Source organism: Sulfitobacter rhodophyticola (assembly GCF_041281685.2).
Taxonomy (GTDB): Bacteria; Pseudomonadota; Alphaproteobacteria; order Rhodobacterales; family Rhodobacteraceae; genus Sulfitobacter.
This window is the reverse complement of the sequence record NZ_CP166251.2, coordinates 629,952-654,180: the sequence shown is the minus strand read 5'-3', so window position 1 is coordinate 654,180 and position 24,229 is coordinate 629,952. Positions and strand designations below refer to the sequence as shown.

21 protein-coding genes are annotated in these 24,229 nt (G+C 60.2%); 18 read left to right on the top strand and 3 right to left on the bottom strand.

Going from position 1 to position 24,229, the window contains the following annotated elements; all coding sequences use genetic code 11:
* The first annotated feature begins 38 nt into the window (after window positions 1–38).
* Together dnaE and AB4X18_RS04210 are read left to right on the top strand one after the other, a co-directional pair.
* A complete protein-coding gene (gene dnaE / locus AB4X18_RS04215; RefSeq protein ID WP_432817115.1) occupies window positions 39–3,551 on the top strand; it encodes a DNA polymerase III subunit alpha in 3,513 nt (1,170 codons plus the stop codon).
* A 109-nt stretch (window positions 3,552–3,660) separates the two neighbouring features.
* The gene (locus tag AB4X18_RS04210) at window positions 3,661–4,596 is read left to right on the top strand and encodes a hypothetical protein (protein WP_432817114.1); all 936 of its coding nucleotides are present in this window, start codon (window positions 3,661–3,663) and stop codon (window positions 4,594–4,596) included.
* A gap of 74 nt (window positions 4,597–4,670) precedes the next feature.
* On the opposite strand, the gene AB4X18_RS04205 is transcribed toward AB4X18_RS04210, so the two are convergent.
* A complete protein-coding gene (locus AB4X18_RS04205; RefSeq protein ID WP_370402429.1) occupies window positions 4,671–4,865 on the bottom strand; it encodes a SlyX family protein in 195 nt (64 codons plus the stop codon).
* Between the two features lie 182 nt (window positions 4,866–5,047).
* Here AB4X18_RS04205 and hisS point away from each other — a divergent pair, with 182 nt between their 5' ends.
* The 9 genes from hisS to AB4X18_RS04160 all read left to right on the top strand — a co-directional run bounded on the left by hisS (window position 5,048) and on the right by AB4X18_RS04160 (window position 15,420).
* Window positions 5,048–6,694: a histidine--tRNA ligase gene (gene hisS / locus AB4X18_RS04200; RefSeq protein WP_370402428.1), complete on the top strand. Its 1,647-nt coding sequence runs from the start codon at window positions 5,048–5,050 to the stop codon at window positions 6,692–6,694.
* Window positions 6,694–7,773, top strand: a complete 1,080-nt coding sequence (locus AB4X18_RS04195; RefSeq protein ID WP_432817113.1) for an ATP phosphoribosyltransferase regulatory subunit — start codon at window positions 6,694–6,696, stop codon at window positions 7,771–7,773. The genes hisS and AB4X18_RS04195 overlap by 1 nt, the downstream gene beginning before the upstream one ends.
* Window positions 7,770–8,459, top strand: a complete 690-nt coding sequence (gene hisG / locus AB4X18_RS04190; RefSeq protein ID WP_370402427.1) for an ATP phosphoribosyltransferase — start codon at window positions 7,770–7,772, stop codon at window positions 8,457–8,459. Before AB4X18_RS04195 ends, hisG begins: the two co-directional genes overlap by 4 nt.
* Before the next feature lie 163 nt (window positions 8,460–8,622).
* Window positions 8,623–9,384: an ABC transporter ATP-binding protein gene (locus AB4X18_RS04185; protein WP_370402426.1), complete on the top strand. Its 762-nt coding sequence runs from the start codon at window positions 8,623–8,625 to the stop codon at window positions 9,382–9,384.
* Window positions 9,384–10,388, top strand: a complete 1,005-nt coding sequence (locus tag AB4X18_RS04180; protein WP_370402425.1) for a branched-chain amino acid ABC transporter permease — start codon at window positions 9,384–9,386, stop codon at window positions 10,386–10,388. Before AB4X18_RS04185 ends, AB4X18_RS04180 begins: the two co-directional genes overlap by 1 nt.
* Entirely contained in the window at window positions 10,385–11,455 is a 1,071-nt protein-coding gene (locus tag AB4X18_RS04175; RefSeq protein WP_370402424.1) for a branched-chain amino acid ABC transporter permease, read from the top strand. The genes AB4X18_RS04180 and AB4X18_RS04175 overlap by 4 nt, the downstream gene beginning before the upstream one ends.
* Before the next feature lie 29 nt (window positions 11,456–11,484).
* The gene (locus tag AB4X18_RS04170; RefSeq protein ID WP_370402423.1) at window positions 11,485–12,693 is read left to right on the top strand and encodes an ABC transporter substrate-binding protein; all 1,209 of its coding nucleotides are present in this window, start codon (window positions 11,485–11,487) and stop codon (window positions 12,691–12,693) included.
* A 96-nt stretch (window positions 12,694–12,789) separates the two neighbouring features.
* Window positions 12,790–13,587 carry an ABC transporter ATP-binding protein gene (locus AB4X18_RS04165; protein ID WP_370402422.1) on the top strand — a complete coding sequence of 266 codons (798 nt, stop codon included), beginning with the start codon at window positions 12,790–12,792 and terminating at the stop codon, window positions 13,585–13,587.
* A 15-nt stretch (window positions 13,588–13,602) separates the two neighbouring features.
* Complete coding sequence (locus tag AB4X18_RS04160) at window positions 13,603–15,420, top strand: AMP-dependent synthetase/ligase (protein WP_370402421.1); 1,818 nt, start codon at window positions 13,603–13,605, stop codon at window positions 15,418–15,420.
* Window positions 15,421–15,545: 125 nt separating this feature from the next.
* On the opposite strand, the gene AB4X18_RS04155 is transcribed toward AB4X18_RS04160, so the two are convergent.
* Window positions 15,546–15,974: a DUF1489 family protein gene (locus tag AB4X18_RS04155; RefSeq protein ID WP_370402420.1), complete on the bottom strand. Its 429-nt coding sequence runs from the start codon at window positions 15,972–15,974 to the stop codon at window positions 15,546–15,548.
* Window positions 15,975–16,216: 242 nt separating this feature from the next.
* Here AB4X18_RS04155 and AB4X18_RS04150 point away from each other — a divergent pair, with 242 nt between their 5' ends.
* The 7 genes from AB4X18_RS04150 to AB4X18_RS04120 all read left to right on the top strand — a co-directional run bounded on the left by AB4X18_RS04150 (window position 16,217) and on the right by AB4X18_RS04120 (window position 22,691).
* Window positions 16,217–18,493, top strand: a complete 2,277-nt coding sequence (locus AB4X18_RS04150; RefSeq protein ID WP_370402419.1) for an adenosylcobalamin-dependent ribonucleoside-diphosphate reductase — start codon at window positions 16,217–16,219, stop codon at window positions 18,491–18,493.
* A gap of 208 nt (window positions 18,494–18,701) precedes the next feature.
* Entirely contained in the window at window positions 18,702–19,088 is a 387-nt protein-coding gene (locus AB4X18_RS04145) for a Fur family transcriptional regulator (RefSeq protein WP_370402418.1), read from the top strand.
* Window positions 19,089–19,119: 31 nt separating this feature from the next.
* Window positions 19,120–19,716 carry a zinc uptake protein ZrgA gene (gene zrgA / locus AB4X18_RS04140; RefSeq protein ID WP_370402417.1) on the top strand — a complete coding sequence of 199 codons (597 nt, stop codon included), beginning with the start codon at window positions 19,120–19,122 and terminating at the stop codon, window positions 19,714–19,716.
* 6 nt (window positions 19,717–19,722) lie between these two features.
* Window positions 19,723–20,418: an ABC transporter ATP-binding protein gene (locus AB4X18_RS04135; RefSeq protein ID WP_370402416.1), complete on the top strand. Its 696-nt coding sequence runs from the start codon at window positions 19,723–19,725 to the stop codon at window positions 20,416–20,418.
* Window positions 20,415–21,665, top strand: a complete 1,251-nt coding sequence (locus tag AB4X18_RS04130) for an ABC transporter permease (RefSeq protein ID WP_370402415.1) — start codon at window positions 20,415–20,417, stop codon at window positions 21,663–21,665. Before AB4X18_RS04135 ends, AB4X18_RS04130 begins: the two co-directional genes overlap by 4 nt.
* A gap of 22 nt (window positions 21,666–21,687) precedes the next feature.
* A complete protein-coding gene (locus AB4X18_RS04125; protein ID WP_370402414.1) occupies window positions 21,688–22,188 on the top strand; it encodes a DUF3299 domain-containing protein in 501 nt (166 codons plus the stop codon).
* Window positions 22,182–22,691: a DUF3299 domain-containing protein gene (locus AB4X18_RS04120; RefSeq protein ID WP_432817112.1), complete on the top strand. Its 510-nt coding sequence runs from the start codon at window positions 22,182–22,184 to the stop codon at window positions 22,689–22,691. The genes AB4X18_RS04125 and AB4X18_RS04120 overlap by 7 nt, the downstream gene beginning before the upstream one ends.
* A 138-nt stretch (window positions 22,692–22,829) precedes the next feature.
* On the opposite strand, the gene AB4X18_RS04115 is transcribed toward AB4X18_RS04120, so the two are convergent.
* On the bottom strand, window positions 22,830–24,161 hold the full coding sequence (locus tag AB4X18_RS04115) for an aspartate aminotransferase family protein (RefSeq protein WP_370402412.1): 1,332 nt from the start codon (window positions 24,159–24,161) through the stop codon (window positions 22,830–22,832).
* Window positions 24,162–24,229: the final 68 nt, after the last annotated feature.

Genomic DNA, 24,229 nt, shown 5'->3' with positions numbered 1-24,229 from the left:
CTCTGGCGGTGGCTTTGAAGCGCACGTAGTCTGCATCCATGACAGACACTCCCCGATTCATTCACCTGCGCGCCCACTCCGAATATTCGCTGCTGGAAGGGGCGCTGCGGCTGAAGAAGCTGCCGCAGATGTGCCGCGACAAGGGCATGCCCGCGTTGGCGCTGACCGACACCAACAACATGTTCGCGGCACTCGAATTTTCGGTGGCCATGGCGGATGCCGGGGTGCAGCCGATCATCGGCTGTCAGGTCGATCTGGCCTATGTCGATGCCGTGCCCGGGGAACGCCTGCGTGATCCCGCGCCCGTGGTCCTGCTGGCGCAAAGCGAAGCGGGTTATGAAAACCTGATGAAACTGAATTCCTGCCTTTATGTGGACAAGGGCGGGCAATTGCCGCAGATCACGCTGGAGGAGTTGGAGCGTCACGCAGCGGGCGTCATCTGTTTGACCGGCGGGTCGGGCGGACCCGTGGGGCAGCATCTGCAGAACAGCCAGCGCACCGCCGCAGAGGCCTTGCTGACCCGGCTTGCAGCCGCTTTTGGCGACAGGCTTTATATCGAACTGCAGCGTCATCCGGGCGAGGATGGCGCGCCCGAAGCCGAACGCCTGACTGAGCGCGGCTTTGTCGAGATGGCCTATGCCATGGACCTGCCGCTGGTCGCGACAAATGACGTCTATTTCCCCGATGCCAAAATGTACGAGGCGCACGATGCGTTGATCTGCATCGCCGATGGCGCCTATGTCGATCAGCAGCAGGACCGTCGGCGGCTGACTGCGCAGCACTATTTCAAAAGCCCCGAGGAGATGGCCACGCTGTTCGCCGATCTGCCCGAGGCGCTGGCGAACACGGTGGAGATTGCCCGCCGCTGTGCATTCATGGCCTATCGTCGCGATCCGATCCTGCCGAAATTCGCCGATGACGAGGTCGCGGAACTGCGCCGTCAGGCGCAGGAAGGCTTGCAGCACCGGTTGGCGATCATCGAGCCTGCGGCACCCATAGAGGAATACGAGGCGCGGCTGGAATTCGAGCTTGGCATTATCGAAGGCATGGGCTTTCCCGGCTACTTTCTGATCGTCGCCGATTTTATCAAATGGGCCAAGGACGCGAGCATTCCGGTGGGGCCCGGTCGGGGATCGGGCGCGGGGTCGCTGGTGGCCTATGCCTTGCTGATCACCGATCTTGATCCGCTGCGGTATTCGCTGCTGTTTGAACGCTTCCTGAACCCTGAACGGGTGTCGATGCCGGACTTCGACATCGACTTCTGCATGGACCGCCGCGAGGAGGTCATCCGGTACGTTCAGGAGAAGTACGGCCGCGACAAAGTGGGCCAGATCATCACTTTTGGTGCGCTATTGTCAAAAGCGGCGGTGCGGGACATCGGCCGTGTCCTGCAGATGCCCTATGGGCAGGTCGACCGGTTGAGCAAGATGATCCCGGTGGAGGGGGTCAAACCGGTTTCCATCGAAAAGGCGCTGGCGGATGAGCCGCGCCTGCGCGAGGAGGCGCGCAACGAGGAGGTGGTCGCGCGGCTGCTGGAGTACGGTCAGCAGGTGGAAGGGTTGCTCAGAAACGCATCGACCCATGCGGCCGGCGTGGTCATTGGGGACCGTCCGCTGGATGCGCTGGTGCCGCTGTACCAGGATCCGCGATCGGACATGCCTGCAACGCAGTTCAACATGAAGTGGGTTGAGCAGGCCGGTCTGGTGAAGTTCGATTTTCTTGGACTGAAGACGCTGACGGTTATCCAGAACGCCGTTGACCAGATCAAGGGCAGTGGCCGACACCTGCACATCGCGGCGGACGGGACGGAGTTGTTCGTGCCGCCTGAGGGGCTTGTGGATGATATCGCCACGATCCCGCTGGATGATGAGGCATCCTACAAGCTTTATGCCAGCGCCAAGACGGTTGCGGTGTTCCAGGTGGAAAGCTCCGGCATGATGGATGCCCTCAAGCGGATGAAACCCACCTGCATCGAGGATATCGTGGCCCTGGTCGCGCTTTATCGTCCCGGCCCGATGGAGAACATTCCGACCTATTGCGAGGTCAAGAACGGGTTGAAGGAACGGGAATCCATCCATCCGCTGATCGACGATATCCTGGAAGAGACGCAAGGCATCATCGTTTACCAGGAGCAGGTGATGCAGATCGCGCAGGTCATGGCGGGCTATTCGCTGGGTGGGGCGGACTTGCTGCGGCGCGCGATGGGCAAGAAGATCGCCGAGGAAATGGCCAAGGAACGCCCCAAGTTCGAGAAGGGCGCGATGGAGAATGGGGTCGACAAGAAGAAAGCCTCGGAAGTCTTTGACCTGCTGGAGAAATTTGCGAACTACGGTTTTAACAAGTCGCACGCGGCGGCCTATGCCGTGGTCAGCTATCAGACCGCATGGCTGAAGGCCAATCACCCGGTAGAATTCATGGCCGGGGTGATGAACTGCGACATCCATCTGACCGACAAGCTGGCGGTCTATTTCGAAGAAGTGCGCAAGCGGCTTGAGCTTCCTTATGTGCCGCCGTGCGTGAACCGGTCGGACGCGACGTTCAAGGTCAGCGAAGGGGCGCTCGTCTATGCGTTGGGGGCGTTGAAGAACGTCGGGATCGAGGCGATGAAACTGATCACCGACGGACGACGCGTGGACGGGCAGGACCGCCCGTTCGCCACGCTGTTCGATCTGGCGCGGCGGGTGGATCTGAAACGCGTGGGCAAGCGCCCGTTGGAAATGCTGGCGCGTTCCGGTGCGTTTGATGCGCTTGATCCGAACCGTCGGCGGGTGTTTCAGGCGCTGGATGCGCTGGTGGGATATTCTGCGGCCATCCATGAACAGAAGACGTCAAATCAGGTGTCGTTGTTTGGCGAAGCGGGGGACGATCTGCCCGAACCCCGGATGATGCCCTGTGATGACTGGCTGCCTGCGGAACGGTTGAGCGAAGAATTCAAGGCCGTCGGGTTCTATTTGTCCGGGCATCCGCTGGATGATTACATGGGTCCCTTGAAACGGAAAGGCGTGATCACGCTGGACGAGGTGACCGCGAAGGCGCAGAACGGTCCGCTGGTGGCCAAAATCGCCGGTGTCGTGGCCGGACGGCAGGAGCGCAAGTCCGCGCGCGGCAACCGTTTCGCCTTTGCGCAGATGTCTGATCCGACAGGGGGGTACGAGGTGACGCTGTTCTCCGACACGCTGGAAAAGGCGCGTGACCATCTGGAGGTCGGATCGAAGGTGGTGGTCACGGTAGAGGCGAGCCTGGAGGCAGATCAGCTCAAGCTGCTGGGTCGCTCGGTTGCGCCGGTCGACATGGCCGTGGCCGATGCGGGCGCGATGGGACTGAAGGTGTTCATTGACGCGCCAGAGGCGATCAGCGCGGTCAGTCAGGTGCTCGAAGGGGCGCGAACGGCGGCCAAGGGCAGCGGGCGGGGGCCAGTGCAATTGTGCCTGATGGATCCGGCCCTGCCGGGAGAGGTCGAAGTGGACCTTGGCATGGAGTTCCCGGTCACCCCACAGATCAAGGGCGCGATTCGGTCTTTGGGCGGCGTTCTTGAGGTCGAAGAGATTTAATCCACAACATCTGGTGGTCGCCTGGGGATAAGTTCCAGTTCATCAGCCAGATTCGACTTGGCGTCGATTTTCAGCTACTTACCGTCCGTTCTTAATGCTGGGGATGGCAATGATCAGACGGACATTGGCGCTGGGGGCGCTTGTCCTTGTGGCGGGATGTGGCGATCCGCTTGAGGATTTTGACCGTATTTCCGATGTGACGCTGGCGCAGGACGCGGTGGCGACGCAGGCTGTGCCGACTCAGGCCGAAATGGATCGTGAGGGATTTTTGGGCACGGCCTCGGCTGCGGAAACCACGCCTGACATCGCACTGCCTGAGACCGCGGGAGCATCCCAGAGCGGTGGCATTTTGGGCCTGTTCCGCCGTGCGCGTGAGAACGTCGCGGTCGCCGCGAGCCAGGTGGAAGCGGAAGACGGGCAGATCAAAGCGCTGGGCACGCAAGGTGATGAAGGGGACACTGTTCTGGCCGCTTTGCCGACTGAGCCCGATGCCCCTGAACGCAGCGCGTCTGAAGAGGGCCGGGCCTTGTTCACGGGCAGGAAGCCAAGTTTCGCGCAAGCAAATGACGTCCCATATGGCACGTCCCTGCCATACGGCGTGGTCGCCCGTGTGTGTGAGGCACGGGGGCGCGACATGGGCAGGCAGGTTGAAAAGGGCCCGGTGCGGGGGTTTGCCATCTACGATACTGCGCCGGGAACGGCAACTGCACGGACCTATTATCTGACAGGTTTTTCAGACGGTTGTCCGCGCCAGTTGACGGCGGCGAATGTGCTGGTCGGATCGCCTGCGCTATACGACATGCTGCACTACGGGCCCGCGGCGCAGGATTTGCCGTATGGGGCAACCGACAAGGCCTATGAGAAAGTCAAATCGCAGGTCTGCGGTGTCAGCCGCAAGAAACCGTGCGGCAGCCGGATCAAGCGTCTGGAAAAACGCACCTTCTTCATCAACGCCTACGACAGCTTTGGCAACGCGCGGCGTTGGTCGGAGATGCTGATCCATGATGGCGAAGTGCTGGCCACGGCGATGAAATCCAGCGGTTGAAACCGGTCCCGGAATTTATGGAAAATTCCGGCCGTTTTCTTTGGAAGAAAACGATCTTGGTGCCAACCGGACGCTCAATAATGCGGCGGGCGTTCATCCCCCACGACCACCGACCCGCCTGACTGGGCCTCCCGCTCCCCCTCGCGCTGCATCAGCATGTGCACCCGGCGGTTCAGGGTCACGATTTCGTCGGCCTGACGGGCGACAATGTCCGAAAGCTCTTCCACGGTGCGGGTAAGGTGGGCGATCTGTTCTTCAAGCTTTTGCATGGCGTCCTCATTGGTCTGTGCCGCATAGCATGGGAACGAACGCAGGCCCAGAGCGGGTTGCGGGACCTGCGTCGCGGTATTTATGGCCAAAAAAGAGAAGGGTGCGCGTGGCGTGTGTCGGTTGCGGACAGCAGATGGCTGGGCTATCTGCGGGCGCGAAGACGCACATGAGGATGCCTCCGATGTCCAAGCCCAAGAAGACACCGCGCCCCCGCGCGGAGACACCGAAAGGATTTCGCGATTATTTCGGGTCCGAGGTGACGCATCGGGCCGCCATGCTGCGCAAGATTGCCGCCGTGTACGAACGCTATGGCTTTGATGCGCTGGAAAGCTCGGGCGTGGAGACGGTGGAGGCCTTGGGCAAGTTCCTGCCGGACGTGGACCGTCCGAACGAAGGCGTCTTTGCCTGGCAAGAGGATGCGGATGCGGACAAGCCCGGCGACTGGTTGGCGTTGCGGTATGACCTCACGGCGCCTTTGGCGCGGGTATACGCGCAGCACCGCAATGATCTGCCCAACCCTTACCGCCGCTATGCCATGGGGCCTGTCTGGCGCAACGAAAAGCCCGGACCGGGGCGGTTTCGGCAGTTTTATCAGTGTGATGCGGATACGGTTGGTGCGCCTTCGGTGGCCGCCGACGCGGAGATCTGCGCGATGCTGGCTGATTGTCTTGAAGAGGTCGGGATCGAGCGTGGCGATTACGTGGTGCGGGTGAACAACCGCAAGGTTTTGAACGGTGTTATGGAAGTTGCGGGGCTTGCGGGGGACGACAAGGCGGCGGAGCGCGGGATCGTGTTGCGCGCGATTGATAAGCTGGATCGGTTGGGGCCTGAAGGTGTGCGCGCGCTGCTGGGTGAGGGGCGCAAAGATGAGAGTGGGGACTTTACCGATGGAGCTGGGTTGGGCAAGCTTGAGATCGAAACAGTGATGGATTTCGTGAACTCGTACGAGCCTATTTCAAATGCTCTCTCAAAAGAGGCCAGCAATGCCGAAGCGGAAGGTGACAAAGAGCGCGCTGACAAGCTTCACGCTGCGAGATATTCGGTTCACGGTGCATTCTTGGAAAAAGGAGACCGGGTACACTACGGTGCATACAGACACATTTGGAACCAACGGGTCATAGATCATCTCAGAAGAGTTGTTGGCGACTCTCCCGTGGGATTCCAAGGCGTTGAAGAGCTTCAACAAATGTTGGAATTACTCAAAGCTTCTGGCCATTCAGACTGTCGGCTTCAAATCGACCCTTCCGTTGTGCGCGGCCTCGGTTACTACACGGGCCCAGTCTTCGAGGCGGAACTTACCTTTGAAATCAAGGACGAGAAGGGCCGTCCGCGCAACTTCGGCTCCGTCGCAGGCGGCGGGCGTTACGATGATCTGGTCAAGCGGTTTACGGGGCAGGCCGTTCCCGCGACAGGCGTGTCGATCGGGGTTGATCGCTTGCTGGCCGCGCTGCATGCCAAGGGACGGCTGGATGACACCGCGCAGGGGCCTGTGGTCGTCACCGTGATGGACCGCGACCGCATGGCGGATTATCAGGCGATGGTTGCGGAGTTGCGGCAGGCGGGCATCCGGGCAGAGGTCTATCTGGGCAATCCGAAGAACTTCGGCAACCAGTTGAAATACGCCGACAAGCGCGGCAGTCCCGTTGCCGTGATCGAAGGCGGGGATGAGCACGCTAACGGTGTGGTGCAGATCAAGGACTTGATCTTGGGCGCGCAAATTGCGGAAAACGCCACGCTTGAGGAATGGAAGGACCGGCCGAGCCAATACGAAGTGCCGCGTGACCAATTGGTCGTGAAGGTGCGCGAGATTCTGGGCCTGCACGGCTGATGCCACAGCGTGCCGACACCCGGGCGCGGGCCGCCCGCCTGCGTGCTGCGTTTGAGGCGCAGGGCGCTGTGGTTGCTGAAGTGCCCCTGTTGCAACCGGCGGCCACCCTGCTGGACCTTTATGGCGAGGACATTCGCGCCCGCGCCTATGTCACCTCGGACGCACTCAGGGGGGAGCAGATGCTGCGACCCGATTTTACGCTTCCGGTGGTGGAAATGCACATGGCCCATGGGGCGGAGGCTGCGCGTTATACCTACGCGGGCGAGGTGTTTCGTCGGCAGGAGCAGGACCCCGAGCGCGCCAATGAATATGTGCAGGTGGGGTACGAGGTTTTCGACCGACAGGATCCGGCGGCGGCAGATGCGGAGGTGTTCGCGCTGATCGCGCAGGCGTTGGAAAGCCTGCCGGTGGAGGCTGTCACCGGGGACATCGGCGTACTGATGGCGGCGGTGGACGGGTTGGATACCTCTGGCGCGCGCAAGGCCGCCTTGCGCAGGCATATCTGGCGCCCGCGCCGGTTCCGCGCCTTGTTGGAACGGTATGCAGGACGCACCGCGGTGCCCGCCGCGCGGGCGGCGTTGTTGGCAGGAGATGTGATTGCAGACGCACCGATGATCGGATTGCGCACACAATCCGAGATTGACGCCCGGATCGAGGTTTTGCGCGCGGATGCCAACGAACCAGCGTTGTCTGCGGCGCAGGTTGACTTGATCGAAGCGTTGCTTGATGTGCGCGAAACGATGCCCTACGCGCTGAGCCGGTTGCATGATCTGGCGGTCGATATGCCCGAAATCGCGTCAGCCGTGGCGCGGGTGGCGGACCGAGAAGCCGCCTTGGCCGCGCGCGGCATTGCCACGGATGCGCTGTTGTTCGAAGCCAGCTATGGCCGGGTGTCGATGGAGTACTACGACGGGTTTGTCTTTGGCTTTCGCGCCACCGCGCGGCCCGACCTGCCCAACATCGCCACAGGCGGGCGCTATGACGCGCTGACGAGGCGGCTGGGGAACGGCGTTGAAATCCCCGCCGTGGGTGGTGTGATGCGCCCGGACCTGATGCTGGAACTGGAGGGTGCGCCATGACGATCAAGCTGGGCGTGCCGTCCAAGGGGCGGTTGATGGAAAAGACGTTCGACTGGTTCGGCGCGCGCGGCATCATCCTGAGCCGGAGCACGTCCGATCGCGAATATGCGGGGCATGTGGCAGGGGTGGACGGCGTTGAACTGGTCTTGCTGTCTGCAGGGGAAATCCCGCGGGAACTGGCGTCGGGGCGCATTCATCTTGGGGTCACCGGGACAGATCTGGTGCAGGAAAAGCTGGCCTTGTGGGAGCAGCTGCTTGAGCCCGTCGAAGAACTTGGATTTGGTCACGCCGACCTGATCCTCGCGGTGCCGCAGGTCTGGGTAGACGTTGACACGCTGGATGATCTGGACGGGACCGCAGCGGCATTCCGGCAGGCACATGGCACAAGGCTGCGGATTGCGACCAAATATCACCGTCTGGTGCGGGACTTCCTTCGGTTGCACGGGGTCGCCGACTATGCGCTGGTCGACAGTCAGGGTGCCACGGAAGGTACCGTCAAGAACGAGACCGCCGAGGCCATTGCCGACATCACCTCCAGCGGAGAGACGCTGCGTGCCAATCACCTCAAGATCCTGTCGGACGGCCTGATCCTCAGATCGCAGGCGACGCTGTGGCGCAGCCGCGCAGCAGAGGTCAGCGGCGAGGAACAGGCGCAGCTTTCCAGTTTTTTGGAAAAGCTTGCCTGACGCTGCGTCAGTGGCGTCCGAACACCGAGATGGTTTGCACATCCGGCTGGCTTGTTTAGGATGCGTCAAACCGCGCGGTATGTGACAGAGTTTCCATCAAGGGATCCGATCCGCCGGCCAGGGATGAAAGCGCGTTACCGTTTCGCGCATCAGGGAGGGTTGCGTGCTCAGGATCGAGGATCTGCATCTGTCTTTTGGCGGCATCAAAGCGCTGCAAGGCGTGAACTTTGAAGCGCGCGAAGGAGAAATCACCGGTGTAATCGGCCCGAACGGCGCGGGCAAGACATCGCTTTTCAACGCAATCTCGGGCTTTTACAAACCTGACAAGGGCCGCGTTTTCTTTGAAGGGGCGGACATCACCGACATGAGCCCGGACAAGCGTGCGGCGCTGGGGCTGGCGCGGACGTTTCAGAACATCGCGCTTTTCCGGGGGATGACCGTTCTCGACAATATCAAATTGGGCGGTCACACGCGGTTGAAGACAAACGTCTGGCAGGCGCTGCGTTATTTCGGCAGCGCCCAGAAAGAAGAGTTGGAACTGCGCCGCGAGGTGGAGGAACGGGTGATCGATTTTCTGGAGATCGACCACATACGCAAATATCCGATCACCATGCTGCCTTACGGATTGCAAAAACGGGTGGAGTTGGGCCGGGCGCTGGCGATGCGGCCGAAGGTGTTGTTGCTGGATGAACCTGTCGCGGGCATGAACCGCGAAGAAACAGCGGATATGGCACGGTTCATTCTGGATGTTCAGGAACAATTTGGCACGACCATTTTGCTGGTGGAGCATGACATGCACATGGTGATGGACATTTGCAGCCACATCGTCGTGTTGAACTTCGGTCAGCAGATCGCCGATGGCACGCCCGAAGAGGTCAGCAAGAACCCGGCGGTGATTGAAGCCTATCTGGGAGCGGCGGCGTAATGGGGCAATTTGTACAATTCGCCATCAACGGGCTGATGGCAGGGGCGATTTATGCGCTGATCGCCGTGGGCATCGTCAGCGTCTACAAGGCCACCAAGGTGGTGAATTTCGCCCATGGTTACCTGATCATGTTCGGCGCCTATTTCTATTTCACCTTCTCGGTCATCATCCCGAACCAGCCCTGGGCGCCGGATTGGCTCGCTTCCTGGGAGCCTGGGTGGCTGTTGGCACAACGGGAAGGGCTGGCGATGTTCTCGCCTATGGGGGCTGTGCTGGATTGGGTCAGCAACGTGCCCCGGATCCTGTTGGGCCTGATTGGTGCGCTGATCGCCAATGCCGTTGTGGGCCGGATCGTGGAACGGGTGCTGATGCGCCCGCTGATGGGGCAATCGGTCTTTGCGATGATCATGGTTACGGTGGGGCTGATTTCGATCATGTCGGGCACCGCAAGCCTGATCTGGACGGCGGATGCGGCGAACGTGCCGTTCATCGCGCCCAACATGCCCATTCGGTTTGAGCTGTTCGGCACGACGATTTTCCTGTTCGGCACGGATCTGGTGAATATGATCCTGGCGCTGCTGCTCTTTGCCTCCATCGTCGCCTTTGTGAAATTTACGAAAGGGGGCGTGGCGATCCGCGCCACTGCAGAAGACCAGTCGACCGCCTATTCCATGGGCATCTCGGTGCCCAAGGTGTTCAGCCGCGCATGGGTGCTGGCGTCAACCACGGGCGCCATCGCGGGGGCCATTCTGGCCACGCGCAACGGCATTTCGCCGTCACTGGGGCTGTTTGGTTTCAGCGTGCTGGCGATTGTGCTGATGGGCGGGCTCGACAGTTATGTCGGTGTGCTGATCGCTGCCATGTCGGTCGGCGTGCTGGAGGCGATGACCCAATGGCAATTGGGCGGCAGCTGGGCGGAGATCGTGCCGTACGTCGCCGTGCTGGTGGTCTTGATATGGCGGCCCCATGGATTGATGGGCCAGAAAGAGGTTGAGCGGATATGATCAACGCAAATCTCAAATCAACCTACGCGGCAGACGAACGCGTCCTCAACAACACCTACAAGCAGATGTTTGTCTATGGCATGATGGCCCTGCTGGCGTTATTCACGCTGTTTGCCAATGACTACATGATCCTGATTGCCAGCCAGATGGGGATCTTGCTGATCGCGGTGGTGGGGATCAACATCCTGACAGGATACACCGGGCTGGTGTCACTGGGGCACGGGGCTTTCGTGGCGATTGGCGCCTATGCGGTGACGATCTTCAACAACGTCGCGACAGGCGTCATCCCGGCCGGGATCATGCCGTTTTTCGCGGTCCCTTTCGCAGTGGCGCTGGCAGCCATCGTCGGGGTCATCGTGGGGCTGCCATCCCTGCGCGTGAAGGGGCTCTATCTGGCCGTGGCCACGCTGGCGGCGAATTTCATCGTGATCTTCCTGATCGAGGAAGACCTGTTTGCGCCCTGGACGGGTGGCATGGTGGGGATCAATACCAATTCGCCCAATTTCTTTGGGTGGGTGCTGGATACCAAGCGGGAAATGTTCGGGTTGATCGCGGTGGTGGGTTTGACCGCGCTGCTGGCCGCACAGAACCTGATCCGGACGCGCGTGGGCCGGGCGTTCATCGCGATCCGGGACCGGGACTACTCGGCCGAGATCCTGGGCATTTCGCTGTTGCGCTACAAGCTGACCAGTTTTGCGCTGTCGGCTGCCTATTGCGGTCTGGCGGGCGCGCTTTTCGCTTACTTCTATGCCCGGATCCTGCCGGAGCAGTTTGAGCTTGCACTGTCGCTGAACCTTGTTGCCGCGCTGATCATTGGCGGCATGGGCCGTACTATGGGGCCGGTGTTTGGCGTGATCATCATCGTCCTGGTGCCTGAAATGATCAAGGTGATCTTCGGCGCCGTTGCCGGGGGATCGGCCAGTGCCGGACAGTTGCGTGCGCCACTGCAGGAGATCGCCTTTGGCACCCTGCTGGTGCTGTTTCTGCTGAAGGAACCACTTGGACTGAACCAGATTATCGACCGAATTCTGCGTGCTGCGAACCGTTGGCCGTTCGCGCGTGGATAAATCATAAGGCCACACAAGGGAGAAGAACCATGACCATGAACCGCCGGACTTTCCTGGGCACTACAGCCGCGACAACCGCGCTGATGGGTGCCCCGATGATCCTGAAGGCGCAGCCCAGTGAATACGTGCTGGGTGCGTCCTTGCCGCTGACGGGGCCTTTCGCCACCGCCGGGCAGCTTGTTGCACCTGCGTTTAGCCTTGCCACCAAGCTGTTCAACGATGAAGGCGGTATTGGTGGCGTGCCGATCCGATTCACCACCGAGGATTCAGGCTATATCCCCAACAACACGCTGGCCAACTACCAGCGCGCGCTGGCCACCGAAGGCACGGCGATGATCGGGTACTTCGCTGATTCCACTGGTGCAATGAAGCTGATCGCGCCTGAACTGAAGGGCGAGAACGCGCGCATCATGGGGTCGACCTCCTTTGCGTCAGAACTGGCCGATCCCGCCACGCATCCCTATCAGTACATGTCTGGTCCCAGCTACCAGAGCCAGATCGACATCCTGTTGCAGAACATCAAGGATGAGGGTGGTCAGAAAGTTGCGTTCATCTTCTCCAACACCGAGTTTGGTCGTGACCCTATCGAGCATGGACGGGCCACAGCAGAATCGCTGGGTCTTGAGGTGGTTCTGGAAGAAAGCACAAAGCCGCAAGGTGCGGACATTCCGACACATGTGACCAAGCTGGCCCAATCGGGTGCGGATCATTGCATCCTGCATGGCTATGTCACGGGCGTTTGGCCGCAACTGATTGGTGGCGCGCGCCAGTTTGGTCTGCCGACCAAGTTCAAGGGCACTTTCTGGGGCATGGAAAAGCTGATCGCGGACCGGATCACCAAGGAAGCGGGCCCGTTCCTGGCGGGCTACGAAGGCGTGATGCCCTACCGCTACTTCTACGATCAGGAAGACGCACCGCGCTATCAGCAGTATGCAGCGCTGTCCAAGGAGATGTTCGCGGGCACGCCGCTTGAGAGCTACATGTCCACCTGGGCGTTGCAGACCATGTGTGGTCTGGAGATTGCCATGAAGGCCTTCCGCGACACCCATGACGCTGGCAAGGAGCTGACGGCGGACAACATCGCCGAGACGCTGACCAACATTTCCGACTGGGATTCCGGTGGCTTCTTTGGCGGCAATGTTTCCATGGTGAACAACGCCATCGGGACGGGCCGTGTCTATGGCTATGATCCGGAGACGGGGCTGTTTTCGCCCAAGTCGGATTGGCTGAGCGTTTGATGATAGGGTGGGAGGGCCCGCCCTCCCACCCCTTTTGGGGGCTCTGCCCCCTTGCCCCCCGGGTTTTTTTCGCCATTTGGAAGACAAGGTGACGTCGTGCTGACCATCGAGAATATTGAGGTGACCTATTATCACACGGTCCAGGCCCTGCGCGGTTTGTCGCTTGAGGTGCCCGATGGCAAGATTGTCACGCTTCTGGGTACGAACGGGGCAGGCAAGACCACGACCTTGAAAGCCGCCTCGAACCTGCTGGCGCTGGAGAATGGCGAAGTGGGCGAAGGGCGGATTTCCTTCAAGGGCCAGCAGATCATGCGGATCGCACCGGACAAGCTGGTGCAGCAGGGATTGTTCCACGTGCGCGAGGGGCGGCGTATTTTCTCGGAGATGACGGTCGAGGACAACCTGATCGCCGCTTCCTATGCGTTGGATGATCGCAAAGCCAAGCCTGACTATGACAAGGTGTATGATTTCTTCCCGCGCCTGAAAGAGCGGCGCAAGCAGATTGCCGGATATCTGTCGGGCGGAGAGCAGCAGATGCTGGCCTTTGGGCGCGCGATGATTGCGCGGCCGGAACTGATCCTGATGGATGAACCATCGCTCGGGCTTGCCCCCAAGGTGGTCGAGGAGATTTTCGACACCATCCGCCGTCTCAACCAGGAGGACGGTGTGGCCATCCTGTTGGTGGAGCAGAACGCCGGGGTCGCCTTCAACGTGGCGGATTACGGGTACATCATGGAAAGCGGGCAGATCGTGCTCGAAGGTCCGGTCGACAAGCTGCGCAATGACAAGGACATCCAGTCCTTCTATCTTGGGATGTCCGAGGACGGGTCAGACGCGCGGCAGTCCTTCCGGGATGTCAAACACTACAAGCGGCGTAAACGCTGGTTGAGCTGAGCGAAGGAGAGACAGATGGCCTTTGATGAAAGACTGCCCGGATTTGCGCCTTTGGTGCAGATTGTTCACGATCACGCCAAGACGCGCGGTGACGGCGTCGCGATGCGCCAGAAAGAGTTCGGCATCTGGAACGAGATCACCTGGAGCGATCTGGACGACATCATGCAGGCCTGTGCGGCCGGTCTGATCGCGCTGGGGCTGGAACCCGGCGGCCATGTCGGTGTGCTGAGCGAGAACCGCAGCGAGTGGGTTCAGGCGCAGTTCGGGATCAATGCGGCAGGCGGCGTGGTTGTGGGGATGTATCCGACGTCCCCGGCGGCGGAACTGGATCACCTGATCAATGCCTCTGACACGACGATGCTGTTCATCGAGGATCAGGAGCAGTTGGACAAGATCAAGGACCTGGAGGGGAGGGTGCCGCAGCTCAGGCAGTTGATCGTGTTGAACCCCAAGGGCACCAAGGGAGAGGATTTGCTGGGCCTGATGTCCTTTGCCGACCTTCTGGCGCTGGGCAGGGAGAAACTGGCGGAGACGCGGGATGATCTGCGCGCGCGGCTTGCCTCCATCACGCCTGAAGACACGGCGATGATGGTGTTTACTTCGGGCTCTACCGGGTTGCCAAAGGCGGCTGAGATGTCATACGGGAACATCCATTCGGGTGCTGCCGTTGCCGATCAGATCTTTGCGGATTACCCGGCGGGCACCAATGTGCTGAGCTATCTGCCGCTGTGTCATATTGCGGAGCAGGCAGTGACCGTCATCAACGGGTTGAGCCGCCGCTTCGTGATGAATTTCGGGGAAAGCCTGCGTACGATCACGCTCGACCTGCGAGAAGTCGCGCCCGAGATCTTCTTTGGTGTGCCGCGGATCTGGGAAAAGATGCAGGCGGGCGTGTTGGTGCAGGCACAGACTGCGGGCAGATTGCGGCGGCCCATGACCCTGTTGGCACTGCAAGGTGCACAGCGGCGGGGCATGAAGCGGCGCGATCAGTGGTCCGCGTCAGATCGGATGGCGAATGCGTTCTGGGATGTGCTGGTCTACCGCCATATCCGCAGCTACCTGGGGTTGGGGCGCGTGACGTTCGCAATTTCCGCCGCCGCGCCGATCTCCGCTGATCTCTTGGGGTTCATGCGGGGCATTGGTGTGAACATTCGCGAGGCGTGGGGCATGTCGGAGACCTCCGGCGTTGGTACGATCCAACCGGCCTGGGGCAATTGTGACGGTCGGATTGGCCTGCCTGTTCAGACCGTCGAATGCAAGCTGGGCGAGGATGGCGAGGTTCTGTTCCGCGGACCGACGGTTTTCAAGGGGTATTACAAGAACCCCAAGGCCACGGCAGAAGCCATTCAGGATGGTTGGCTGCATACCGGGGATGTGGGCAAGATCGAAAGCGATGGGTCGCTGACGCTGGTTGATCGCAAGAAGGACATCATGATCAACGCGGCGGGCAAGAACCTGTCGCCCGCGCTGATCGAGAATGTCATCAAGGCCAGCCCCTTCATCAAGGAAGTGATCGTGATCGCGGACAAGCGACCTTACGTGGGGGCCTTGGTGCAACTGGACATGGATACCGTGCGGCTTTGGGCGGAAGGACAGGGGATTGCCTATACCACCTTCCGGTCGCTGGCCGTGCATCCGCAGGTCCAGAAGCTGATCGAGGCCGAGGTGGAAAAGCAGAACGCCAATCTGGCGCGGGTGGAACAGGTCAAAAAGGTCTGGCTGATGCCCAAGGAACTGGACCATGATGATGGTGAGGTGACCGCGACGATGAAGGTCCGGCGGGCAAAGATCTACGAGATCTATGCGGATCAGATCGAGGCATTGTACAACTGATCCGGTTCGTTGGCGAACTGCGGCGTGTTAAGGTATTTGGAAACGGATGAACTGGGCTGACGGGTCTTGGCGTCATCCGTTCTGGAAAACCCTAGCAACCCGGCGGAACAACCGGGTTGCTTGTTTCAAAGCACGCCGATTTCGGCCAGGGCCTTGTTGAGTTCCACCGGCAGCGGTTCTTCGTGGTCGCGCCCTTCGGGCAGGTCGGGTGGCGCATCGGCGGGCTGAAGATACCGCCAGCCCTGAAAGGGGCGCTTGAGGCTGGTCTGGGTGCGGATGATCTCAGGCTCCAGAACGATCGCGCACCGGCGGATGCCGTCTTGTCCGATGTATTCATCCAGCCTGTTGATGACCTGCCGACACTGGATCACACCCTTTATCACCCAGAAGATCGAACCGCCGTTCAGCACCTCGCTTTCCCGCCGGGGCCACATACGGGTGACGTGACGGGGCAACCCGTCAGGCGCCTGCGCGCGTTTGGTCGCCTGCCAGGCGGCAAGATCGTCTACGGTTTCGGTGCCGACGGAAAGCTTGATGAGGTGTGTATGGGACATGGACACAAAATCGCAGGAAAGTGCCGGTTCTGCAAGTGCGTCAGATTGGCTTTCTTCATAATGTTGTGGTTGATTGGATGCGTTGCACAATATATGGTGTCAAAGCGGGGTCAGGCGATTCTCTCAGCCTGATCTTGCCGGATTTCTGCCGACTTGCCCTTGATCCTCTGGAATGGCATTTAGAACGCTCCTGCCTCCGCCTGTCTCAACCTCTTTACACCCCAATGATGGAAAACCCTGCCATGACACGTTTTGCCGCCCCCATTGCCGAACAGATCTGGGACATGAAGTACCGCTTCAAGGCCCCCGATGGGACCGCGAAGGACGTCACGGTAGAGGACACATGGCGGCGTATCGCCCGTGATCTGGCGCAGGTGGAGGATGATCCGGACGTCTGGGAAGACAAGTTTTACAGCGCCTTGGAGGGTTTCAAATACCTGCCTGCCGGGCGCATCACCGCAGGGGCAGGCACCGCGCGCAAGGTCACGTTGTTCAATTGCTTTGTGATGGGAACCGTACCTGACAGCATGGGTGGTATCTTTGACATGCTGAAAGAAGCCGCTTTGACCATGCAGCAGGGCGGCGGGATCGGCTATGATTTCTCCACCATCCGGCCAAAGGGTGCCGATGTGAAAGGCGTATCGGCGGATGCCTCTGGTCCTTTGAGCTTCATGGACGTCTGGGATGCGATGTGCCGCACGATCATGTCCGCAGGCTCGCGCCGGGGGGCGATGATGGCGACCATGCGGTGTGATCACCCGGATGTGGAGGATTTCATCGCCGCCAAATCCGATTCCGCGCGGCTGCGGATGTTCAACATGTCGGTGCTGATTACCGATCCGTTCATGGAGGCGGTGAAGGCGGACGGCCCGTGGGAGTTGGTGTTTGACGGCAAGGTCTATCACACCGTGCAGGCGCGTGATCTGTGGAATCGGATCATGCAGGCGACCTATGATTACGCCGAACCCGGTGTGATTTTTATCGACCGGATCAATCAGGCGAACAACCTGAATTATTGTGAAACGATCGCCGCGACAAACCCCTGCGGCGAACAACCACTGCCGCCCTATGGCGCGTGTTTGCTGGGCTCTATCAACCTTGCACGGTTGGTAAGCGATCCATTCGAGGCTAATGCGAAACTCGATATCGACGCGCTGAATGAGCTTGTCGCGACCGCTGTGCGGATGATGGACAACGTGGTGGATGTCTCCAAGTTCCCGCTTGAGGCGCAGGCACGCGAAGCGCAGGCGAAGCGGCGGATCGGGTTGGGTGTGACCGGGCTGGCGGATGCTTTGCTGATGCTGGGTCAGCGTTACGGCAGCGATGAGGCCGCGGCACAGACTGAGGAGTGGCTGAAAGCCATCGCACGGGCGTCCTATCTGGCCTCTGTTGATCTGGCGAAGGAGAAGGGCGCGTTCCCGCTTTTTGACGCCGATGCTTACCTCCAATCCGGCAACATGCAGATGATGGACGATGATGTGCGCGACGCAATCCGCACCCATGGCATCCGCAACGCGCTGCTGACTTCCATCGCGCCCACCGGCACGATCAGCCTTTATGCGGGCAATGTTTCCTCCGGGATCGAGCCGGTGTTTGCCTATGCCTACACCCGCAAGGTTCTGCAGAAGGACGGCAGCCGGACGGAAGAAGAAGTTGTTGATTACGCTGTGCAAATGTGGCGCGATCTGAAAGGCGACGCGCCTTTGCCCGATCATTTCGTCAACGCCCAGACGCTGGCCCCGCTGGATCACGTCAAGATGCAGGCGGCGGCGCAGAAGTGGGTGGACAGCTCCATCTCCAAGACCATCAACTGCCCCGAGGACATCAGCTTTGACGCCTTCAAGGACGTCTACATGGAAGCCTGGGACACGGGCTGCAAGGGGTGCACCACCTATCGGCCCAACGCGGTCACGGGATCGGTGCTGAGCGTGTCGGAAAGCAGCGAGCAGACACCGGCAGAAGGTCCGCAACTGGTCGAAGAGGGCGGCGACGTGATCTATATGTCCGAACCGCTTGACCGCCCGGCGGAGCTGGAGGGGAACACCTACAAGGTCAAGTGGCCCGACAGCGAACACGCGATCTATATCACCATCAATGACATCGTGCTGAACGGCCACCGCCGCCCCTTCGAGGTGTTCATCAACTCCAAGAACATGGAGCATTTTGCATGGACCGTGGCGCTCACGCGGATGATCTCCGCCGTGTTCCGGCGTGGCGGCGATGTGTCTTTCGTGGTTGAGGAACTCAAGGCGGTGTTCGATCCGCGCGGTGGCGCGTGGATGCAGGGGAAATACGTGCCCTCCATCCTTGCCGCGATTGGCGGTGTGATTGAAAAGCACATGATCGCCACGGGCTTCATCGAAGGCGAGGGCATGGGACTGAAAAGCGATCCGCAGGCGCAGGTTGTGGGGCTGGATGCGCCGCGCGGTGCTGCCTGTTCGGCTTGTGGTCAATATGATTTGAGGATGATCGAGGGCTGCATGACCTGCGGATCCTGTGGACACAGCAAATGCGGCTGACTTCGCGGTCGTTCGTTGTTCTTCTAGCTGATCCGGCTTAACATCTGCTGCCGATTGCAGCGGTTTGCCCAACAGCGACCAATGTGACGCACCCGCCAGCCATCAGTCGGGCTGGCGACTTTTCTGGTTGGGAATGCCAAGCGACATTTCACGCGTTGTAGTTTGTTATTTTATAAAATAACATATTTCCAACGATGGAGATCACCAGATGAGAAAACGTGCTGCTGCCCGGCAGAATGATATCCTGAGCGTGCTGAACGCATGCGACAAGCCAATGACTGCCTACCAAATTCTTGAGAAATTACAGCTGGGTGAGCCGGATATCGCGCCTCCTACAGTGTATCGCACGCTTTCCGCGTTGACGGATCAGGGGCGTGCGCACCGTCTTGAATCCATCAAGGCTTTCGTTTCCTGCAGGTGCAACCATGCCGCTAGCGTTCCTGTCCTTGCGATCTGCGAAGACTGCGGATCGGTAGAGGAACATGACGGCAGCGCGCTTTTGCCGAAGCTGACCGCCCTGACTGACGAAAGCGCCTTTCGGGCCGCGCGACATATCGTTGAAATTCAAGGTCAGTGCGGCATGTGCGCCGCCTGATAGTCCCCTCACAAAACATATTGGATAGATCATGAAGCACGTCTTTTCTTTCATTGCTGTTCTCGCCGCTGTCCCTGCGATTGCAGAAGAGAACCGCCAGCTTGACGCCCATGAACACGGGGTTGGTGCGCTCAATATCGCGATTGACGGGTCGACAGTAGCGATGGAGTTCCACGCGCCCGGTGCCGACATCGTGGGGTTTGAATATGCTGCGAAAAGTGACGCAGACATTGCAGCCATCGACGCGGCAATTGCGCGGTTGAAGGCGCCCCTTGACCTGTTCATGATGGCTGACGCAGCAGCTTGTTCCGTGACTGAAGCGCGTGCGGAACTTGAAAGTGAAGAAAGCCACGACGAACATGACGAGGATCACAAGGACGATCATGCCGAAGAAGGTCACGATGATCACGACGGGCACGACGATCATGCCGAAGACGCAGGCCACACCGAGTTTCATGCGGAATACACGCTGGACTGCGAAAACCCGGCTGCTTTGACGCAGATTACCTTCGCCTATTTCGAAGCTTTCCCGAATGCCAAGGAAGTTGAAGTGCAGATCATCACGACGTCCGGCGCACAGGCGTTTGAAGTCGAGCGTGATGCACCGGTGCTCGATCTGGGTCGGTGAACGCGGATGTCTGACACCGTTCTTGCGCTTGGTGACATTGCTTACCAGTGGTCAGGGCGGTCCGGATTCTCGTTGCAGGTGGGCAGTCTGACAGTGTCCAAAGGCGAAACTGTGCTGCTTTTGGGCGAAAGCGGGTCCGGCAAGTCGACACTGCTTTCGCTGATTTGCGGCACGATCCTGCCGGATCTGGGCACTGTAAAGATCGCCGGTACGGATGTGACCAAGTTGTCAGGCGGCGCGCGTGACAAGTTTCGCGCGGAAATGATCGGCGTGATCTTCCAGCAGTTCAATCTGCTTCCCTTTGGCACAGTCATGGACAACATCCTTTTGCCGCTGCGTTTCGCACCGGAACGGCGCAAGCGGGTGGGCGATGCAACGGCGGAGGCTGCGAGCTTGTGTGCGGCGCTCGGCCTGCCTCAAGATGTCGGCAAAGCGAAGGCCAATACATTGAGCGTTGGCCAGCAGCAGCGTGTGGCTGTGGCCAGGGCGCTGATCGGGAAACCGCCGTTGATCATTGCTGATGAACCCACGTCCGCCCTTGATGCGAACAGCCAGGCCGCCTTTCTTGACCTGTTGTTCGCGCAGACATCGGCGCATGGGACGTCGCTGCTGATGGTCAGCCATGACCCCAGGCTTGGCGATCGCTTCGACCGAACCCTGCGCATGGAAGACATCGCAAGGATTGAACGGGCTATGGCATGACCCTGCGCCTTGCCTTTGCATCGCTGTTTGCACGCGCCTTGACCGTCGGCATGACGGTTCTTGCGATTGCCCTTTCGGTTGCGCTTTTCCTTGGCGTCGAAAAGGTGCGAACCGGGGCCAAGGCCAGCTTTGCCGATACGATCTCAGGCACGGACCTGATCGTCGGCGCGCGATCCGGGTCGGTGCAGCTTTTGCTGTATTCCGTCTTTCGCATTGGCAATGCAACGAACAACGTGACTTGGGAAAGCTATCAGGACATCGCCGCGCGACCCGATGTCGACTGGATCGTCCCGATTTCGTTGGGCGACAGCCACCGCCAGTTCCGGGTCATGGGCACCACCCCGGCGTTCTTTGAGCACTATAAATACCGTCAGGGCAGATCGCTTGCCGTCAACACGGGCCGCATCATGGATGACCTGTTCGACGCGGTCATCGGCGCAGATGTCGCGGCCACCCTCGGATACGAGGTGGACGCCCCGATCGTCGTGGCCCATGGGCTTGCGTCATTTACCGAACACAAGGATCAGCCCTTCCGCGTCGCCGGCATTCTGGAAAAGACCGGCACACCTGTCGACCGCACCGTCATCGTCAGTTTGGAAGCAATTGAAGCCATTCACGTTGATTGGCAGCAAGGCGCACGGGTGCCCGGTCAAACCACGCCCGTTGATGTGATCCGTGAGATGGAACTGACACCCAAAGCGGTGACAGCCGCATTGGTCGGCGTCGAAAGTCCGTTGCAGACCTTTGCCCTGCAGCGCGCCATCAACGAATACCCGGAAGAACCGTTGCTTGCCATTCTGCCCGGTGTGGCGCTGCAGGAACTCTGGGGCATCGTCGGCATTGCGGAAACGGCACTTCTGGCTGTCTCCGCGATGGTGGTGGTGACGGCGCTGATCGGCATGATGGCCACGATCTTTTCCAGCCTCAATGAACGTCGCCGCGAAATGGCGATCTTTCGGGCCATGGGGGCGCGCCCTGCGACGATACTGGGCATGCTGGTCTTCGAGGCGGTCGTCATGGCCGCCGTTGGTGCGCTGTTGGGGCTGGCGCTGCTTTATGTTGGGCTGTTTGTCGCGCAGCCTGTCGTGGACAGCGCCTTTGGCTTGTGGCTTCCGATTGACGCGCCCACCATGCGGGAGGTCTGGACAATGGCTGGTGTTGTCTGTGCTGGCGCAATCGTGAGCCTTGTACCCGCATTGCGGGCCTACCGAATGTCTGTCGCTGACGGTATGATGGTAAACACCTGATGCGGAGAACGAGGTGCATCAAATGATGAATCGCAGAACGACAATGCTTTTCCTGTCGGCACTGGTTGCGGCCCCCAAGGCGGCGCTTGCCGCGTCACCGCGAGAGATCATGTGGGATGACCTTATCCCGCCGGGCGTGCCCTATTCGCAGATCATCGGGGAAGGGGAGTTGGACGAGGCCAATGACACCTGGAACCCGATCTATGACGCGAACGGCGTTAAATTGAACCAGGCGCTGAATGGGGCCTACGTCAGGATGCCGGGGTTCATCATCCCCTTCAACGTCAGTGCCAAAGGGGTGAAGGACTTCATGCTGGTCCCCTATGTCGGCGCCTGTATCCACACACCGCCACCGCCCGCAAACCAGCTTGTCATGGTGAATGCCGCGCGCCCATGGCCCGGCGACCAGCTTTGGGAGCCTGTCTGGGTCACCGGCGTGATGCGCACGAAATTGCAATCAACCAACCTTGGCCAAACAGGCTATTCAATAGCAGCCGATAAGATGGAGATATACGAATGGTGAACCGGCGTTTTCAGCGCCGCTCCGTCCTTGCAGGCATGGCTGCAATGGCCCTTGTACCCGGGATCGCGCAATCCGAGGCTTACATCGACCTGGATTGGGAAGACCTGCTGCCCGAGAATGAGACGGCGATTCCGAACACCTTGCGCGGATTTATCGACCACGACAAAGCGCCACTTTCAAGTCAGCAGCCCCCGTCCAGCGGTGTCAGGACAGATTGGGACGGGCAGATCGTCCGTCTGCCCGGTTTCATTGTACCGATTGACTACAGCGGCACCGGTGTCACCGCCTTCATTCTGGTGCCGTATGTCGGTGCCTGCGTACACGTTCCACCGCCGCCTGCCAATCAACTGGTGTTTGTCACGACCGCGACGCCATACGAAACGGACGGATTGTTCGAACCGGTCAATGTGATCGGAATGTTCGGTGTCTCATCCGTGACCACACAGCTTGCGGAAATCGGGTATGCGTTGTCAGCGGACCAGATTGAACCTTATCGATCTTAGCCCGAATGCGCCTGCCTTGGCCGCGGAAGGCCGTTGGTGCCTTCCCATCTTTACCCGAACTGACATCCCATCGCGAACCGCATGCCTCAATCGCTTGCCGGGTTCGTTCCGATGGCAATTGAGTTCTTTTTCAACGGGCTAGGCAAGGGTCTGTGATGAAATGGCTTGCGCCATCGTGTCGACAATCGTGTCGATCTCTGCGGCGGTGGAGGTAAAGCAGGGGGCCAGCAGAAGGTGATCGCCCGATGTCCCGTCTGCGCAGCCTTGAGACGGATAGCAGATCACGCCAGCATCCATCGCAGCCTTTTGCACCCGGCCTGCAATGTTCTGCGACGGATCAAAAGTCGCTTTGGTGGCGCGATCCCGGACCACTTCGGCCGTCCAGAACAAGCCGCGCCCGCGAATGTCGCCGACGTGCGGATGGTCCTCCAGGGCCGCGCGCAGACCGTTCTCAAGCCGCGCGCCCAGATGGCGCACCGCGCTCAGAAGATCGCGTTCCTCGATCTCCTTCATCACCGCCATTGCACCGGCGGTTGCCACCGCATGCGACATGTAGGTGTGGCCGTTCCACAACTTGCCACTGCCCGAAAGGATCGGCGCGACCACCTTTTCGGAAGCCATGACCGCCGCGATGGGCTGGTATCCGGCACCCAGCCCCTTGGCCATGGTGGTGATATCGGCTGCGATTCCTTCCTGTTCCAGCGCGAACAGGCTGCCGGTGCGTCCCATGCCGCACATGACCTCGTCGGCGATGTAAAGCACGCCGTGGGTGTCGCAAATCTCCCTGATCCGCTTGAAGTACCCCGCAGGCGCGGGTTGGGAGCCGAGCGATGCGCCGACCACGGGTTCGGCAACAAACGCGGCGACGGTTTTCGGGCCAAGGCAGAGGATACGTTCCTCCAACTGGTTGGCCATGCGCAGGGCGAACGCGCCTTCGCTTTCGCCGTCCTGCTGGAAGCGGTACGCGTATGCCGCATCGATATGATGCACGTCGATCAGCAGGGGCGCAAAGGGTGCGCGCCGCCCGGCATGGCCGCTGACGGCAAGGGCACCCAGCGTGTTGCCGTGGTAGCTGGGTGCGCGGGCGATGATGTGCGCGCGCTCCGGCTGGCCGTTTTCGATATGGTACTGCCGCGCCAGTTTCAGAGCGGCTTCCATCGCTTCGGATCCACTGCCCAGATACATCACACGCCCTTCGCCGGTGCCTTGGGGCGCATGGGCGATCAGATAATCGGCCAGATCCTCTGCGGGCTGATTGGTGAACAGACCCGTATGCGCAAAGCTGAGCGTTTCCATCTGCCGCGCGACCGCCGCGCGCACGGCCTTGTTGTCATGGCCAAGGCTGGAAACCGCCGCCCCGCCACAGGCATCAAGATATCTTCTGCCGGTGCTGTCGACCAGATAGGCCCCTTCGCCCTTCACGATGGTCGGTTGATCCGAGGTCAGGACACGGCGGAGGACATGGCTCATGGAGACTCTCCCTTGTGAGTTGCAGGTTTTCTATACGCTCTTTTTCGAAGCTGCCAATGGCAAAGGCG

What these genes read in the sequence shown, in the direction of transcription:
- hisS (WP_370402428.1), top strand. Translation starts at nt 5,048, where the DNA reads ATGTCCAAGCCCAAGAAGACACCGCGCCCCCGCGCGGAGACACCGAAA.
- AB4X18_RS04130 (WP_370402415.1), top strand. Translation starts at nt 20,415, where the DNA reads ATGACCCTGCGCCTTGCCTTTGCATCGCTGTTTGCACGCGCCTTGACC.
- AB4X18_RS04145 (WP_370402418.1), top strand. Translation starts at nt 18,702, where the DNA reads ATGAGAAAACGTGCTGCTGCCCGGCAGAATGATATCCTGAGCGTGCTG.
- AB4X18_RS04195 (WP_432817113.1), top strand. Translation starts at nt 6,694, where the DNA reads ATGCCACAGCGTGCCGACACCCGGGCGCGGGCCGCCCGCCTGCGTGCT.
- AB4X18_RS04155 (WP_370402420.1), bottom strand. Translation starts at nt 15,974, where the DNA reads ATGTCCCATACACACCTCATCAAGCTTTCCGTCGGCACCGAAACCGTA.
- AB4X18_RS04125 (WP_370402414.1), top strand. Translation starts at nt 21,688, where the DNA reads ATGATGAATCGCAGAACGACAATGCTTTTCCTGTCGGCACTGGTTGCG.
- AB4X18_RS04210 (WP_432817114.1), top strand. Translation starts at nt 3,661, where the DNA reads ATGATCAGACGGACATTGGCGCTGGGGGCGCTTGTCCTTGTGGCGGGA.
- AB4X18_RS04175 (WP_370402424.1), top strand. Translation starts at nt 10,385, where the DNA reads ATGATCAACGCAAATCTCAAATCAACCTACGCGGCAGACGAACGCGTC.
- hisG (WP_370402427.1), top strand. Translation starts at nt 7,770, where the DNA reads ATGACGATCAAGCTGGGCGTGCCGTCCAAGGGGCGGTTGATGGAAAAG.
- AB4X18_RS04180 (WP_370402425.1), top strand. Translation starts at nt 9,384, where the DNA reads ATGGGGCAATTTGTACAATTCGCCATCAACGGGCTGATGGCAGGGGCG.
- AB4X18_RS04115 (WP_370402412.1), bottom strand. Translation starts at nt 24,161, where the DNA reads ATGAGCCATGTCCTCCGCCGTGTCCTGACCTCGGATCAACCGACCATC.
- dnaE (WP_432817115.1), top strand. Translation starts at nt 39, where the DNA reads ATGACAGACACTCCCCGATTCATTCACCTGCGCGCCCACTCCGAATAT.
- AB4X18_RS04205 (WP_370402429.1), bottom strand. Translation starts at nt 4,865, where the DNA reads ATGCAAAAGCTTGAAGAACAGATCGCCCACCTTACCCGCACCGTGGAA.
- zrgA (WP_370402417.1), top strand. Translation starts at nt 19,120, where the DNA reads ATGAAGCACGTCTTTTCTTTCATTGCTGTTCTCGCCGCTGTCCCTGCG.
- AB4X18_RS04120 (WP_432817112.1), top strand. Translation starts at nt 22,182, where the DNA reads ATGGTGAACCGGCGTTTTCAGCGCCGCTCCGTCCTTGCAGGCATGGCT.
- AB4X18_RS04135 (WP_370402416.1), top strand. Translation starts at nt 19,723, where the DNA reads ATGTCTGACACCGTTCTTGCGCTTGGTGACATTGCTTACCAGTGGTCA.
- AB4X18_RS04150 (WP_370402419.1), top strand. Translation starts at nt 16,217, where the DNA reads ATGACACGTTTTGCCGCCCCCATTGCCGAACAGATCTGGGACATGAAG.
- AB4X18_RS04170 (WP_370402423.1), top strand. Translation starts at nt 11,485, where the DNA reads ATGACCATGAACCGCCGGACTTTCCTGGGCACTACAGCCGCGACAACC.
- AB4X18_RS04160 (WP_370402421.1), top strand. Translation starts at nt 13,603, where the DNA reads ATGGCCTTTGATGAAAGACTGCCCGGATTTGCGCCTTTGGTGCAGATT.